At 68.1% G+C, this 14,236-nt stretch carries 13 protein-coding genes; all 13 read right to left on the reverse strand.

The features are described from left to right. Window positions 1-94 precede the first annotated feature (94 nt). Genes murB through SM191_RS10685 form a run of 13 tightly spaced genes read right to left on the reverse strand, consistent with a single transcriptional unit; the run spans window position 95 to window position 13,971 of the window. Window positions 95-982: a UDP-N-acetylmuramate dehydrogenase gene (murB, locus tag SM191_RS10625; RefSeq protein WP_341506176.1), complete on the reverse strand. Its 888-nt coding sequence runs from the start codon at window positions 980-982 to the stop codon at window positions 95-97. Next, window positions 979-2,394: a UDP-N-acetylmuramate--L-alanine ligase gene (gene murC / locus SM191_RS10630; protein WP_341506177.1), complete on the reverse strand. Its 1,416-nt coding sequence runs from the start codon at window positions 2,392-2,394 to the stop codon at window positions 979-981. Before murC ends, murB begins: the two co-directional genes overlap by 4 nt. Further along, the gene (gene murG, locus SM191_RS10635; RefSeq protein WP_341506178.1) at window positions 2,391-3,542 is read right to left on the reverse strand and encodes an undecaprenyldiphospho-muramoylpentapeptide beta-N-acetylglucosaminyltransferase; all 1,152 of its coding nucleotides are present in this window, start codon (window positions 3,540-3,542) and stop codon (window positions 2,391-2,393) included. Before murG ends, murC begins: the two co-directional genes overlap by 4 nt. Next, entirely contained in the window at window positions 3,539-4,771 is a 1,233-nt protein-coding gene (locus tag SM191_RS10640; RefSeq protein WP_373461741.1) for an FtsW/RodA/SpoVE family cell cycle protein, read from the reverse strand. The genes murG and SM191_RS10640 overlap by 4 nt, the downstream gene beginning before the upstream one ends. Further along, window positions 4,768-6,057 (reverse strand): UDP-N-acetylmuramoyl-L-alanine--D-glutamate ligase, encoded by a 1,290-nt coding sequence (gene murD / locus SM191_RS10645; RefSeq protein ID WP_341506179.1) that lies wholly within the window; start codon window positions 6,055-6,057, stop codon window positions 4,768-4,770. The genes SM191_RS10640 and murD overlap by 4 nt, the downstream gene beginning before the upstream one ends. Then, complete coding sequence (gene mraY / locus SM191_RS10650; RefSeq protein ID WP_341506180.1) at window positions 6,054-7,124, reverse strand: phospho-N-acetylmuramoyl-pentapeptide-transferase; 1,071 nt, start codon at window positions 7,122-7,124, stop codon at window positions 6,054-6,056. The genes murD and mraY overlap by 4 nt, the downstream gene beginning before the upstream one ends. Beyond that, window positions 7,124-8,503: a UDP-N-acetylmuramoyl-tripeptide--D-alanyl-D-alanine ligase gene (locus tag SM191_RS10655; protein WP_341506181.1), complete on the reverse strand. Its 1,380-nt coding sequence runs from the start codon at window positions 8,501-8,503 to the stop codon at window positions 7,124-7,126. Before SM191_RS10655 ends, mraY begins: the two co-directional genes overlap by 1 nt. Further along, complete coding sequence (locus tag SM191_RS10660) at window positions 8,500-8,631, reverse strand: hypothetical protein (RefSeq protein ID WP_341506182.1); 132 nt, start codon at window positions 8,629-8,631, stop codon at window positions 8,500-8,502. The genes SM191_RS10655 and SM191_RS10660 overlap by 4 nt, the downstream gene beginning before the upstream one ends. Beyond that, the gene (locus tag SM191_RS10665; protein WP_341506225.1) at window positions 8,628-10,058 is read right to left on the reverse strand and encodes a UDP-N-acetylmuramoyl-L-alanyl-D-glutamate--2,6-diaminopimelate ligase; all 1,431 of its coding nucleotides are present in this window, start codon (window positions 10,056-10,058) and stop codon (window positions 8,628-8,630) included. Before SM191_RS10665 ends, SM191_RS10660 begins: the two co-directional genes overlap by 4 nt. Window positions 10,059-10,068: 10 nt before the next feature. Beyond that, entirely contained in the window at window positions 10,069-11,787 is a 1,719-nt protein-coding gene (locus tag SM191_RS10670; protein ID WP_341506183.1) for a peptidoglycan D,D-transpeptidase FtsI family protein, read from the reverse strand. Continuing rightward, window positions 11,784-12,464 carry a hypothetical protein gene (locus SM191_RS10675; protein WP_341506184.1) on the reverse strand — a complete coding sequence of 227 codons (681 nt, stop codon included), beginning with the start codon at window positions 12,462-12,464 and terminating at the stop codon, window positions 11,784-11,786. The genes SM191_RS10670 and SM191_RS10675 overlap by 4 nt, the downstream gene beginning before the upstream one ends. Next, window positions 12,461-13,450, reverse strand: a complete 990-nt coding sequence (rsmH, locus tag SM191_RS10680) for a 16S rRNA (cytosine(1402)-N(4))-methyltransferase RsmH (protein ID WP_445949844.1) — start codon at window positions 13,448-13,450, stop codon at window positions 12,461-12,463. The genes SM191_RS10675 and rsmH overlap by 4 nt, the downstream gene beginning before the upstream one ends. After that, window positions 13,447-13,971, reverse strand: a complete 525-nt coding sequence (locus SM191_RS10685) for a division/cell wall cluster transcriptional repressor MraZ (RefSeq protein WP_341506185.1) — start codon at window positions 13,969-13,971, stop codon at window positions 13,447-13,449. Before SM191_RS10685 ends, rsmH begins: the two co-directional genes overlap by 4 nt. Between the last annotated feature and the right edge of the window lie 265 nt (window positions 13,972-14,236).

The raw sequence follows: 14,236 nt of genomic DNA on the forward strand, positions 1-14,236 counted from the left end.
GCCATGGTGGAGGGGCAAGCCCCTCGCCCCTCCACCACCGCTTCGCCGCGGTCCCCCTCCCCATCGAAGATGGGGAGGAATGGGGAAGCGGCGCTCACTTCGCCACTCCGACGCGCTGGATTTCCCATTCGAGCGTCACGCCCGACTGGGCCTTTACCTTGTCCCGCACTTCCTCGCCCAGCGCCTCGATCTCCGCCGCCGTGGCGTTGCCCAGATTGAGGAGGAAATTACAATGTTTCTCCGACACCTGCGCATCGCCCAGCGTCAGCCCGCGACAGCCCGCCGCATCGACCAAGGCCCAGGCCTTGTGCCCCTCGGGGTTCTTGAAGGTCGAACCGCCGGTCTTCGAGCGCAACGGCTGCGACGCCTCGCGCGCGGCGGCGATTCGGTCCATCTCGGCCTGGATCACTTGCGGTTCGGCGGCATGGCCCCGGAAGACCGCCTCGACCACCACCGTCCCGTCGGTCAGGTTGGAGTGGCGATAGCTATAGTCGAGATCGGCGACGCCCAGCGTCTCGACCGTGCCGTCCCGGCGAACGACGGTGGCGGACACCAGCACATCGGCCACCTCACGCCCATAGGCCCCGCCATTCATCCGCACGAACCCGCCGACCGTACCGGGGATCGAACGCAGAAACTCCAGCCCACCGATCCCCGCATCGCGCGCATTGGATGACGCCAGAATGCCCGAAGTCCCGCCGCCGCAGGTGACGAGGTGCCCTTCCCCCGCCCGCGCATAGGAAAAGGGCTTGCCCAGCCGCACGACGACACCCGGCACGCCGCCGTCCCGCACGATCAGGTTGGAACCGAGGCCCAGCGCCATGACGGGCACGTCGGCTCCCAGCCTCTTCAGGAACGCCGACAGGTCGTCCACGTCCCTGGGCTCGAGCAGATATTCGGCCGGTCCGCCCGCCTTGAACCACACGAGCGGCGCCAGCGGCGCGTCCGGGGTCAATCGGCCGGCGGTGTCGGGCAAGGTCATCGGCGCGCCTCGATGGCGCTTGCCAGGCCCGCCGCCCATTTGGTGATGTCGCCCGCGCCCAGGCACACGACCATGTCGTCCGCGCGGATCGACCCCGCCAGTTCCTCGGCCAGCGTATCGGCGTCGGCGACCGTTGCGGTCGAGCGGTGCCCGCGCCGCTTCAGCCCCTCGACCAGCGCATCGGCATCGACACCCTCGATCGGCTGTTCGCCCGCCGCATAGACCGGCGTCACCAGCACGCGGTCGGCGTCGTTGAAGGCGGTCTGGAACTCCTCCATCAAATTGCCGAGCCGGGTGTAGCGATGCGGCTGCACCACCGCGATCACGCGACCGCGCGCGCCTTCGCGGGCGGCGGCCAGCACCGCGCGGATTTCGACCGGGTGGTGGCCGTAATCGTCGATGACGGTTGCCGTGCCGCCGTCCACCGCGATCTCGCCGACCTTGGTGAAGCGGCGCTTGACCCCGCCGAACTGGCCGAAGCCCTGCTGGATGGTCGCATCGTCGATGCCCAGTTCCAGCGCCACGCCGATAGCGGCCAGCGCGTTCTGGACATTGTGGCGGCCGGGCATGGGCAGTTCGATCCCCTCGATCGAGCGAACCGTGCCGTCGCGGTGACGGATGATCGCCTCGAACCGGTTGCCGCCGGGGATGGGCGTGACGTTGACGCCGCGCACGTCCGCCTGCGCGGAAAAGCCATAGGTCACGACACGCCGGTCGCGAACGCGCGGCAGGATATTCTGAACCTCGGGATGGTCGAGGCAGAGCAAAGCCGCGCCGTAGAAGGGCACATTCTCGACGAACTCGACAAAGGCGTCCTTCACCCGGTCGAACGAGCCGTAATGGTCCAGATGCTCAGGGTCGATATTGGTGACGACCGCGATCGTGCCGTCCAGCCGCAGGAAGCTGCCGTCGCTCTCGTCCGCCTCGACCACCATCCAGTCGCTCGCACCCAGACGCGCGTTGGAGCCATAGCTGTTGATGATGCCGCCGTTGATGACGGTCGGGTCCACCCCGCCCGCATCCAGCAGCGCCGCGACCATCGAGGTGGTCGTGGTCTTGCCATGCGTGCCCGCCACCGCGACGGTGGACTTGAGCCGCATCAACTCGGCCAGCATCTCGGCCCGGCGCACCACGGGGATGCGGCGTTCCAGCGCGGCTTCGACTTCGGGGTTGGACCGGGTGATCGCGGTCGAGGTGACGACCACCGCCGCATCGCCCAGATTGTCGGCGGCATGGCCGATCGCGACCGGAATGCCCTTGTCGCGCAGGCCCTGCACGACATAGCCCTCGGCCACATCGGAGCCTTGGACGCGGTAGCCGAGATTCTTCATCACCTCGGCAATGCCCGACATGCCGATGCCGCCGATGCCGACGAAGTGGATCGTGCCGATATCCGTGGCGACGCCCTTCATGCGCCTGCTCCCGCCAAATTCTGTCCCTTTCGTGCCGTCCCGACCGGCAAGACCATGCGCGGCGCATCCAGACTCTCGACCAGATCGGCGAGGTCGCTCGCCGCCTCGGGCCGTCCGCAGCCGCGCGCGCGTCCCGCCGCATTCTCCAGCGCCGCCGGGTCGAGGCCCAGCTTCTGCATCTGCTTGGCGAGTTCGACGGGCGTGAAATCCTTCTGCGCGATCGTCCGCGCGCCGCCCGCCCGGGTCATCTCGCGCGCGTTCACCGTCTGGTGATCGTCGGTCGCGGAGGGCAGCGGCACGAGGATCGCGGGCCGTCCCGCCACCGTCAATTCTGCCAGCGTCGAAGCCCCCGCCCGCGCAATCACCAGATGCGCCCAGGCCAGTTGCTCGGGCAGATCGGGGAGATAGGTGGCGAGTTCGGCCGGAATCTCATGCTCGGCATATTTGGCGCGGACTTCGTCGATATCCTCGATCCGCGCCTGATGCGTCACCTGCAACCGCCGCCGGAAGGTGATGGGCAACATGGCGAGGCCGTCGGGCACCACCTTGGACAAGATGCTCGCCCCCTGGCTGCCGCCGGTCACGAGGACGCGGAAGATGCCGTCCTCCTCCAGCAGCGGATAGGGGCGTGCACGAAGCGCCAGCACCTGATCGCGCACCGGATTGCCGATCAGCCGCGTCTTGTCGGCATGTTTGGCGCTCAGCCGCTGCGTATCCTCATAGGATAGCGCGATCGCATCGACCTTGCCCGCGACCAGCCGGTTCACCCGGCCCAGCACGGCATTCTGTTCGTGGATCGCGGTCGGGATGCCTTCCGCGAACGCCGCCAGCAGCGCGGGCATGGCGGGATAGCCACCGAAACCGATGACGGCAGCGGGGCGGAAGGTCTTGTAGAGTTCGCGCGCCATCGCCCGGCCGCGCCACATCTCACGCAACGCCTTGGCCCAGCCCATCGGCCCGCCCGCAAAACGCCCGGCGGGCAGGACATGGGTCTGGATATCCTCGAACAGCCCCGGAAAGCGCACGCCGCGCGCATCCGATACCAGCGCGACCCGGTGGCCGCGCCGGGTCAGCTCGGCCGCCAGCGCGGCGGCGGGGACCATATGGCCGCCGGTTCCTCCGGCGGCGAGGACGAAGTGACGGCTCATTGCCCGCTCCACCTGACTATATAGGGGCTGCGCGTCAGGAACGGGTTGCGCCGGGTGAACGCCAGCAACAACCCCATCCCGATCGACAGCGCGATCATCGACGAGCCGCCATAGCTGATGAACGGCAGGGTCATCCCCTTGGACGGGGCCAGCCCCGTGTTCACCGCCATCGAGATCAACGCCTGCGCGCCGAACTGCACGGCCAGCCCCGAGGCGGCGTAGAGCTTGAACTCGTCCTGTTCGTCAAGCAGCTTCACGAACACCCGCACCACGATCGCCAGGAAAACCAGCGCGATGATCGAACAGGCGATCAGCCCGAACTCTTCGCCGATCACCGAGAAGATATAGTCGGTATGCGCCTCGGGCAGTCCGAACTTGGCCGATCCCCCGCCGGGCCCGGTGCCGGTCCATCCACCCGCCGTCAGCGTGTTGTGCGCGGCATTGACCTGGAAATGGTCGGCCGCGCCCTCGCCATCGACATCGGGAAACAGGAAGGCGTTGATGCGGCTCCGCGCCACGCCATAGAACATATAGGCGGCGGTCAGCCCCACCGGCACCATCGCCGCCAGCCCCAGCAGAACGCGCATCGGCGTCCCCGAAATCATCAGCAGCGCCGCCCACACCATACAGAAGACGATGGTTTGCCCGAAATCGGGTTGCAGCATCAGCAGACCGGCCACCAACCCGGTCATCCCCATGGTGATGAGCGTCGCGGGCAGATCGCGCTCCTTGGCCTTGAGCGACAATATCCATGCGGTGGTGACGATGAACATCGGCTTCAGGAATTCGGACGGCTGGAACTGCGCGATGCCGAAGCCGATCCAGCGCCGCGCGCCATTGATCTCCACCCCGACAAAGGGCGTGACCGCCAGGATCGCGATCAGGATCCCCGTGCCCAGCACCGCCATCCGCCGCGCGGTGACGACCGGCAGCATCGAGACGACGAACAACACGGGCAGCGACACACCCACCCACATCACCTGTCGCCAGAAATAATAGAGCGGCGCGAACTTCCGATGCTCGCCGGAATAGCGCATGGCGGTGGCCGGGCTGGCGGCGGCGACCGCGATCAGGCCGATCGCGATCAGGAACAGGGTGAGCAACAGCAGCACCCGGTCGATATCCCAGAACCAGGTGCCCAGCGGCGAGCGGTCGCCACGCCCGCCACGTCCCTTGATCGATCCGATCAGGCCGGGACGCGGGCCGGGCTTTGCAGTGCGATCGTTCACGCCAGAGCCTCCACCGCCGCGCGAAAGGCATCGCCCCGCGCTTCATAATCGCGAAACTGGTCGAAGCTGGCACAGGCGGGCGACAGCAGCACCGTGTCCCCCGTCCGCGCCGCCGCCGCCGCATGGGCGACCGCCGCCTCCAGCGTGCCGGATTGCTCGACCACGGGCACCTTGTCCTTCAACAGGTCGAAGAACAACGGTGCCGCCTCACCGATGGTATAGGCCGCGACGACATGATCCAGATGCGCGGCGCAGGCGTCGAGATCGTCGCCCTTGCGCTTGCCGCCGACGATCCAGTGCACGCGCGGAAATGCGGCCAGCGCGGGCGCAGTGGACTCGGGGTTGGTCGCCTTGGAATCGTTGACGAAGGCCACGCCGTTCCGGGTCGCGACATGCTGCATCCGGTGCGGCAAGCTGGCGTAGCTGGCAAGGCCCGCCTCAATCGCGGCTTCGCTGAGGCCCAGCGCGCGGGTCACGGCAATCGCCGCCAGCGCATTCTGGGCGTTGTGCGGGCCTTGCAGCGCGGGCCAGCGGCTCTGGTCGATCACGGTGTCGGGCGTGATCGCCAACAGATCATCGGTGCGTCCGGCCAGACCTTGCGCGATATTGGCAGAGGCTTCGTCGCCCGTGCCGACGACCGCGACATGCCCCGCCGACTGCATCGCGAACAGCCGCGCCTTGGACGCGGCATAGCCCGCAAAGCCGTCATAGCGATCGAGATGATCGGGCGTGATGTTGAGCAGCACCGCCACGTCGCAATCCAGGGCTCGCGTCAGGTCGATCTGATAGCTGGACAGTTCCAGCACATAGACCCCACCCTCGGGCAGAGGCTCCTGCCCCAGGATCGGCAGGCCGATATTGCCGCCCATCAGGCTCGGCACACCCGCCGTCTTCAGGATATGGTGGACCAGCGCGGTCGTGGTCGACTTGCCATTGGTGCCGGTGATGCCGACGACCTTGTGCGGCGGCAGGTCTTTGCGCGCCTGGGCGAAGAGTTCGATGTCGCCGATCACCGGCACCCCCGCCGCCCGCGCCTTCGCGGCGAGAGGGTGGGTATTGAGGGGAACGCCCGGCGACACCACCAGCGCGTCGACGCCCGACAGATTTTCCAGCGGTGCCACGCCCAGCCGGTCGTGCGCGGCAAAGGCCTCGCGCTTGGCGGGATCGCTGTCCCACGCCACCACGCTCGCCCCGCCCGCCAGCAGCGCCGAAACGCTCGCGGCGCCGGAGCGTGCAAGCCCCAGCACCGCGTAACGTTTTCCCGCCCAGTCGCTGGCGACGATCATCGCAGCTTCAACGTCGACAGGCCCGCCAGCGCCAGCACGAAGGCGATGATCCAGAAGCGGATCACCACCGTCGGCTCCGACCAGCCGAGCTGTTCGAAATGATGGTGGATCGGCGCCATGCGGAACACGCGCTTGCCGGTCCGCTTGTAGAAGAAGACCTGGATGATGACCGACATCGCCTCGACGACGAACAGGCCGCCGATGATGCCCAGCACGATCTCGTGATGCGCGACGACCGCAATGGTGCCGAGCGCGCCGCCCAGCGCCAGGCTGCCCGTGTCGCCCATGAACACCGCCGCCGGGGGCGCGTTGAACCACAGGAAGGCGAGGCCGGCACCGACCACCGCGCCGCAGAAGATGGCAAGTTCCCCCGCCCCCGGCACATGCGGGATGCCGAGATAATCGGCGAATTTCACATTGCCCGCCAGATAGACGATGACCATGAACGCGACGCTGGCGATGATCACCGGCATGGTGGCCAGCCCGTCCAGCCCGTCGGTCAGGTTCACCGCATTGCCGAACGCGACGATCGTGAAGGCGGCGAACAGCGGGTAGAAATAGCCCAGGTCGATATACATGCGCGAGGTGAAGGGCAGGTAGAGATGCGGCCCGTTCTGCCCCATGATGATCCACGCCGCGACACCCGCAATGGCAAACTCCAGCAGCAGCCGGGTCTTGCCCGACACGCCCGCCGTGGAGGCCTTTCGGACCTTGTCGTAATCGTCGAGGAACCCGATCGCGCCGAACCCCAGCGTCACGAACAGACACGCCCAGACGAACGGGTTGAACACGTTCATCCAGATCAGGATGGACAGCGTCATGCTGGTCAGGATCATCAGGCCGCCCATGGTCGGCGTGCCGCGCTTGGCGAGGTGCGTCTGCGGCCCGTCAGCGCGGATCGGCTGCCCCTTGCCCTGGCGGACACGCAGCCAGCCGATGAAGCGCGGGCCAATGATCAGGCCGATCAGAAGCGCGGTCGCCACCGTCGCGCCCGTGCGGAACGACTGATAGCGGATGAGGTTGAAAAGCCCCGGAAAGCCCAGATGCTCCGCGATCCAGTACAGCATTAGTCTTGCGCCCCGCCCGTTCGCGTTTCGTCACGAAGAGCCGCCACCACGCGCGACAGCCCCACTCCGTTCGATCCCTTGATCAGCACCACATCGTCGGGCGTCATGATCGAAGCCAGCGCCTCGCGCGCGGCCTTAGCATCGGACACATGGACGAAATCCACCCGCCCCTCAAGCGCGGCCGCCAGCGGGGCCATCGACTCGCCGACCAACAGCGCCCGTTCGACGCGCGCGGCCAGGATCGGTTCGGCCAGCCCCGCATGATAGTCGGCGGAGTCCTCGCCCAGTTCGCGCATCTCGCCCAGCACCGCGACATGCCGCCCCGGCTCCTCGGCCAGCACCGCCAGCGTCGCGCGCATCGAGGCGGGATTGGCGTTGTAGCTTTCGTCGATGACGAGCGCGCCGTTGCCGGCCCGGAATCGCAAGCCACGCCCCGCCAGTCCGCCCAGTTCGGCCAGCGCCAGCCCGGCCAGCCCCAGGTCACCGCCCGCCGCATCGACCGCCGCCAGCACGGCGAGCGCGTTGGAAACCCAATGCTGCCCCGGCTGCGACAGGGTGAAGTTCAGATCACGCTCGCCCAGCCGCGCGGTCACGAAGCTGCCCCCGGTCGGTCCGCGCATCGCCTCGACCGCGCGGACATCGGCGGCGGGATCGAAACCGAAGGTGACGATGCGGTCCGCATGGGGCCGCGCCGCCGCGATCAGGCGGTCGCGATGCGGGCTGTCATAGGGGACGATGGCGGTGCCGCCGGGCTGAAGCCCCTGGAATATCTCGCCCTTGGCATCGGCGATGGCGGATTCGTCGGGGAAGAATTCCGTGTGCGCGGGCGCGATCGCGGTGACGATGGCGATATGCGGGCGCACCATCGCGGTCAGCGCGGACAGTTCGCCCGCATGGTTCATCCCCATCTCGAACACGCCCGCCCGCACGTCACGCGGCATCCGGGCGAGACTCAAGGGCACGCCGGTATGGTTGTTGTAGCTCTTGACCGAGCGATGCACAGCGCCCCGCCAGCCGCGATCCAGCGCGGCGTAAAGTGCTTCCTTGGCGCTGGTCTTGCCGACCGATCCGGTGACGCCGATGATCGTCGCATCGGTCCGGGCACGGCTCGCGCGACCCAGATCCTCCAGCGCGCGGAAACTGTCGGCGACGCGAACATGGGGGTGGTCGGTATCGTCGCTGACCAGCGCCCCCCCCGCCCCTTGCGCAAAGGCCTGGTCCAGAAAGCGGTGACCATCGGTCGCATCGCCCCGCATCGCGACGAACAGGTCGCCGGAGCCGACCTCGCGGCTATCGAAGGCGACGCCCGACACGGCGAAGTCGGCGGACGCGGTCCCACCGGTCGCCTGGGCGATCTCCTGCGCGGTCCACAGGGTCATTTGCGCTCCTCGGCCGTCCTGGCGCCATAATGCAGCGACAGCTTGGGACGCACCCGGACGGGCGTTTCCGGCTGTTCGGCTTCGGCCTTCTGCACCGGGGGCGTCTTCGTCGTGGGCTTGGCCGTCATGCCGCGCACTCCCGCGCGACGGTCACATCATCGAAGGGCAGGACGAGGTCGCCGACGATCTGGCCCTGTTCATGCCCCTTGCCCGCGATCAGAACGATATCCTGCTCGCCCGCCTCGGCGATGGCGGCGGCAATGGCCTGGCGGCGGTCGCCGATCTCGATCGCGCCGGTCGCCCCGCGCATCACCTGCGCGCGAATCGCGGCGGGGTCTTCGGTACGGGGATTGTCGTCGGTCACGATCACCCGATCGGCATGCATCGAGGCGACCTGGCCCATGACCTCGCGCTTGCCCGCATCGCGGTCGCCCCCTGCGCCGAACACCACGATCAGCCGCCCGCCCGCGTGGGGCTTGAGCGCCGCGATCGCGGCTTCCAGCGCGTCAGGGGTATGCGCATAGTCGACATAGATGGGCGCGCCACTGCGCGCGATGGCGGCGCGCTCCAGCCGCCCGCGCACCGGCTGCAACCGGGCGAGATCGGCGATGGTCCTTGCGACATCGCCGCCGGTGGCGATCACCAGCCCCGCCGAAACCAGCGCATTGGCCGCCTGATAGGCCCCGATCAGCGGCAACTGGACCTTGTGGATCGTGCCCCCCTCGTCCTCGATCACCAGCCCCTGCCCCAGCAGCGTCGGATGCCGCTCGACCAGCTTCAGCGTCGACCCCCGCTCGCCGACCGTCACCAGCCTGTTGCCACGCGCCCGCGCCAGATCGATGACGCGTCCGCTCTCCACATCGTCGGCCCAGACGACCGCCGTGCCGGTGGGCGACAACACCTCGGAGAAAAGCCGCATCTTGGCCGCCAGATAAGCTCCCATGTCGCCATGATAGTCCAGATGATCGCGCGACAAATTGGTGAAGGCCGCCGCCGACACCTCCAGCCCCTCGGTGCGATACTGGGTCAGGCCGTGGCTCGACGCCTCGAACGCCAGATGGGTGACACCCTCGCGCGCCAGCCCTGCGACGTTGGACAGGAAGGTCACGACATCGGGTGTGGTCAGCCCCGTATAGGTGCGCTCGTCGGCGGTGGTCACGCCCAGCGTCCCGATCGAGGCGGCGTGATGCCCCGCCATCCGCCAGAGCTGGCGCGTCATCTCCACGGTCGAGGTCTTGCCGTTGGTCCCCGTCACCGCCACCGCCGTTTCGGGGAAGGGCGCGAAGAAGGCCGCCGCCAGCCGGGCGAAGGCCGCGCGCGGCTCGTCCGAGGCGATGTGGACCGCCCCCTCCACCGTCACGCCGGGCCGCGCGACGACCGCGACCGCGCCGCTGCGCACCGCATCGGCGATGAAGTCCTCGCCGTTCACCCGTGCGCCCTGGAAGGCGCCGAAGATGGTGCCCGGTGCGACCTTGCGGTGGTCGATCGCGAAACCGGAAACGAGGGCGTCACCGCCCTCGCCCATATCTTGCCCGGTCAACTGGTTCAGCTTCATGCCGCCACCCTCATCGTCCATCCACCGGCGGCGCCTTGGGATCCTGCCACAAGGTCGGCAGGATGTCGGACACATCGACGTCCTTGTTCGCATCCGGCACGACGCCCAGCATCGCGCCCACCCGCGTGATCGTTCGCCCGACCACGGGGGCGGCGTTCCAGGCTGCGGTCTTCCACCCGAACGTCTCCTTCGTCCCCTTCGGCGAGTCGAGCATCGCCAGCACGACATAGCGCGGCGCATCCATCGGAAAGGCCGCCGCGAAGGTCGCCACGTTGCGCGAGCGATCATAGCCCCCCGCCACTGCCGCTTCGGCCGTACCAGTCTTGCCGCCGACGCGATAGCCCGGCGCATCGCCCTTGCGGCCCGTACCGCGCATCACGACCAGACGCAGCATCTGGCGCATCCGTGCACTCGTCGCCTCGCTCAGCACGCGCCGCCCCTCCGGCGCATGACCGGGCGCGACCTTCAACAGGGTCGCGGGCCGCCAGATGCCGCCATTGACCAGCGCGGCATAGGCCGATGCGAGGTGCAGCGGCGTCACCGCGATGCCATGCCCATAAGCGGTCGTCATCGTCGTGGTACGCGCCCAATAGGTGGGCAGCAGCGGACGGCCCTTTTCGCGCAACTCGATATCGGGCTTGGTGTCGAAGCCCAGCTTCTTGAACATCGCCTGCATACGCTGCGGCCCGATCTCGTCGGCGACACGCGCGGTGGCGATGTTGGAGGAGTAGATCAGCGTCTCGGCCATGTTCAGCCAGCGCTTCGGATCGCCTTGTTCGTCATGGATCGTATAGCCGCCGACCTTGAGCGGATGGGTCGCGTCGAAGCGCCGCTGCATCGAGGTGACGACGCCATTCTCCATCGCGGTGGCCATGGTGATCGGCTTGAAGGTCGAACCCAGTTCGAACACGCTCTGCGTCGTGATGTTGCGCAGTTCCTCGGTGCCCGCCATGCCCACGCGATTGGGGTTGAAGGTAGGCAGCGAGACCATCGCGATCACCTCACCGGTGTTCACGTCCAGCACGATGCCGCCGCCGCCGCGCGCCGAGAAGGTGTTCATCGCACGGCCCAGTTCGCTCTCCAGCGCCGCCTGCACCCGCGTGTCGAGCGACAGCGCGACCGGCTTGCCTGTCTCGGCGGGGTTCAGCAGCCGCTCGTCGAGCACCCGCTCCATCCCGCTCATCCCGTGGCCGTCGGTGGACAGGAAACCCAGCGCATGCGCGGCCAGGTTGGATTGCGGATAGAGCCGCTGCGTCTCGCGATCGAAGACCAGGCCCGGTTCGCCGATCGCATTGACCTGCTCGACCAGCGCGGGGCTGGCGCGGCGTTGCAGATAGACGAAATTGGCCTTGCGGGTCAGCTGGTTGTAAAACCAGGCCTGGTCGCCGCGATCGGGCATCAGCGCGGCGAGGCGCGCGGCGATCTCCATCGGATCGCCGATCAGCTTCTTCGGGTGGACCGCGATGGTCCAGCTGTCGATGGTGCGGGCCAGCGGCGCGCCGTTGCGGTCGACGATGTCGCCGCGCGCGGCCAGCGTCGCGGTCCGCGCCGCCGCATCGGCGGGCCCCGCGAACACCGCCAGCATCATCAGACGCCCGATCACGACGAGCACCGCCGCGCCGAACAGCATCATCAGCATCATCAGACGCATATGCGTCGTCGCGACCAGCGCGTGGCGCTGGCCGGCGGTACGTTGGGTTCCGGCGGGACGGGCGACGAGTACGCTCAACGCCGCCGCCGCGATTCGCTCTTGGCCCCCTTCAGGATGTCGCCCAGCGTCGTGTCGGACAGAAGCTGGCGGTCGAGCATCGCCACGGCCTGCGGACGCACCTTGGCGACGGCGGCGGCGGTGCGGACGGTGGCGATCGGGGCGGTCTTGGCGGCCTTGGGCGCGACGATCCGCTCGGCTACGGCCTTCACCACCTGCGGCTGGGGCAGTTCGACCTTGGCCAGACGCACGACGGAGGCGGGCGCGACGGGCTTGGCGGGGGCAAGCTGGGCGGGGGCAAGCTGGGCGGGAGCGGCCGTGGTCACGACCGGCTGGGTGACCGGAACCGACTGGGCGGGAACGAGCAGCGCGGCGGTCTGGACGGCACCGGCGGCGGGCCCGCGCGTCACGTCCAGCGAGGCGAGCTGGGCCTCGTCACCGACGAACTGCCCCGCGACCGGCGCGGTCAGCGCCAGCGTGTCGCCGTTCCACTTTTCCAGCTGGACCAGATTGGCGCGAGTATCGAACTCGGTCTCCAGCGCGCGGATGTCGCGCTCGGCGGTGCGGATGCGCGCATTGACGTCGTCGAGCTTCTTGCGCTCGGCCGCCACCTGCAAGGACACCAGGTAAAAGCCCAGGACGACCGCGACGCAGCTCCCGAACCAACCGATCCCCTTCAACCGATACGCCGCCGTCATACGCCCAACTCCTGACCCAACTCGCCCCCCGGCGCCCGTCCCAAACCCGTTCCGTGTCCCGCCGACCAGGCGGGCGATTCCGTTCGTGTCGCAAACCGCAACGTCGCCGATCGCGCGCGCGGATTGCGAGCCAGCTCGACCTCGCCCGCGCGGATCGCCTTGCCGACATTGGTAAAGCTGGGCGCGCGCGCCGCCGCCTGTTCGGGCAGGTGGCGCGAGCCGCCCGGCATCTGCCCGGCGCGTTCGCGGAAGAAGCGCTTGACCATGCGATCTTCCAGGCTGTGAAAGGTCACGACCGCCAGCCGCCCACCGGGCTTCAACGCCCGCTCCGCCGCCGCCAGACCGTCCGCCAGTTCGTCCAGCTCCCGATTCACATGGATGCGGATCGCCTGGAAGGTCCGCGTCGCCGGGTCCTTCTTGTCATGCGGGCGATAGCCGAGCGCGCGGCGGACCACGGCGGCCAGTTCGCCGGTGCGGGTCAGCGGACGCGCCGCGACGATCGCCTGCGCCACCCGGCGCGAGCGCGGCTCCTCGCCATAATGATAGAGGACGTCGGCGATCGCGGCCTCGTCGGCGGTGTTGAGGAAGTCCGCCGCCGATTCGCCGGCCTGCGCCATGCGCATGTCGAGCGGGCCGTCGCCCTGGAACGAAAAGCCGCGCTCCGCCTGGTCGAGCTGCATCGAGGATACGCCGATGTCGAGCACGACGCCGTCGACCGGCGCGGCCAGTTCCTGGTCCAGACCCGAAAATTCGCGGTGGACCAGGGTCAGCCCCGGCTGGGCGGCGACCAGCGCCTGGCCATTGGCGATGGCGTCGGGATCGCGGTCGAAGGCGATGACCTTCGCCCCCTGCCCCAGCATCGCACGGGTATAGCCGCCCGCGCCGAACGTGCCGTCGACATGCGTCTCGCCGGGGGCGATGGCGAGCGCGTCGAGCACTTCGTCGAGCAGGACCGGGATATGGGGCGCGTCGGGCGTCACGCTCACAGCGCGATCCCCTTTTCCTGGCAATGGAAACGCGCGGCCGAGATCATCTTCGGGGGCAGGCCCGGCGTCTCGACCAGCGTCTTGGGGTCCCAGATTTCGATATAGTCGAACGTGCCCCAGAAAAAGGCATGGCCCGCGATCCCGGCATGAAAGCGGGGAAATCCCGGCATGATGAACCGGCCCGACCCGTCGAACGGCACCGCCTCGCCATTGGCGAGGTCGCGCTTGATATTGTAATCGATCCGGCCATCGGGCCCGCGCGACATTTCGGTCCGCGCGTCGAGTTCCTTCTTCAGCACGGCGACATAACCCGGATCATAAGCGATCAGACAACGCTCGGTTTCGTGGACCGCGATGATGATGGTCCCGCCATCCTTTCCGTCGGGGCGCGGCGCGTTCTGAGCCAGCGTGGAGCGGAGTGCATTGGGGATGGCGACACGGCCCTTGTCGTCGACAAGGCCGATGCCACTTCCCTGATACAAACCCCTTTCGGACACGCCAACCTCGCCCATGGCGCGCATGCCCCACCGTTTCGGAACCCGACCCGCGCCGCATCCCGACCATTTCTGGATAACAGTGAGCCTGCCCCTCTGTTGGAAACGGGTTTACCTATAGCATAGCCGGGAGGCAACGGGATTTTTGGGGATAACCGGGGAAAGCGCTCCTGAAACATGGAATATGCGACGAACGGCTGGGCGACGGGCGGGATCACACCATCGGCAAAGTATCGGCAGAGTGACGGAATTACGCCTTGGAGGCAGGCTTTCCCCGGTTTTCCCGGCTTTT

The sequence above is a fragment of the Sphingomonas sp. 2378 genome (assembly GCF_038084995.1).
Taxonomy (GTDB): Bacteria; Pseudomonadota; Alphaproteobacteria; order Sphingomonadales; family Sphingomonadaceae; genus Sphingomonas.

What these genes read in the sequence shown, in the direction of transcription:
- murB (WP_341506176.1), bottom strand. Translation starts at nt 982, where the DNA reads ATGACCTTGCCCGACACCGCCGGCCGATTGACCCCGGACGCGCCGCTG.
- murC (WP_341506177.1), bottom strand. Translation starts at nt 2,394, where the DNA reads ATGAAGGGCGTCGCCACGGATATCGGCACGATCCACTTCGTCGGCATC.
- murG (WP_341506178.1), bottom strand. Translation starts at nt 3,542, where the DNA reads ATGAGCCGTCACTTCGTCCTCGCCGCCGGAGGAACCGGCGGCCATATG.
- murD (WP_341506179.1), bottom strand. Translation starts at nt 6,057, where the DNA reads ATGATCGTCGCCAGCGACTGGGCGGGAAAACGTTACGCGGTGCTGGGG.
- mraY (WP_341506180.1), bottom strand. Translation starts at nt 7,124, where the DNA reads ATGCTGTACTGGATCGCGGAGCATCTGGGCTTTCCGGGGCTTTTCAAC.
- SM191_RS10655 (WP_341506181.1), bottom strand. Translation starts at nt 8,503, where the DNA reads ATGACCCTGTGGACCGCGCAGGAGATCGCCCAGGCGACCGGTGGGACC.
- SM191_RS10660 (WP_341506182.1), bottom strand. Translation starts at nt 8,631, where the DNA reads ATGACGGCCAAGCCCACGACGAAGACGCCCCCGGTGCAGAAGGCCGAA.
- SM191_RS10665 (WP_341506225.1), bottom strand. Translation starts at nt 10,058, where the DNA reads ATGAAGCTGAACCAGTTGACCGGGCAAGATATGGGCGAGGGCGGTGAC.
- SM191_RS10675 (WP_341506184.1), bottom strand. Translation starts at nt 12,464, where the DNA reads ATGACGGCGGCGTATCGGTTGAAGGGGATCGGTTGGTTCGGGAGCTGC.
- SM191_RS10685 (WP_341506185.1), bottom strand. Translation starts at nt 13,971, where the DNA reads ATGCGCGCCATGGGCGAGGTTGGCGTGTCCGAAAGGGGTTTGTATCAG.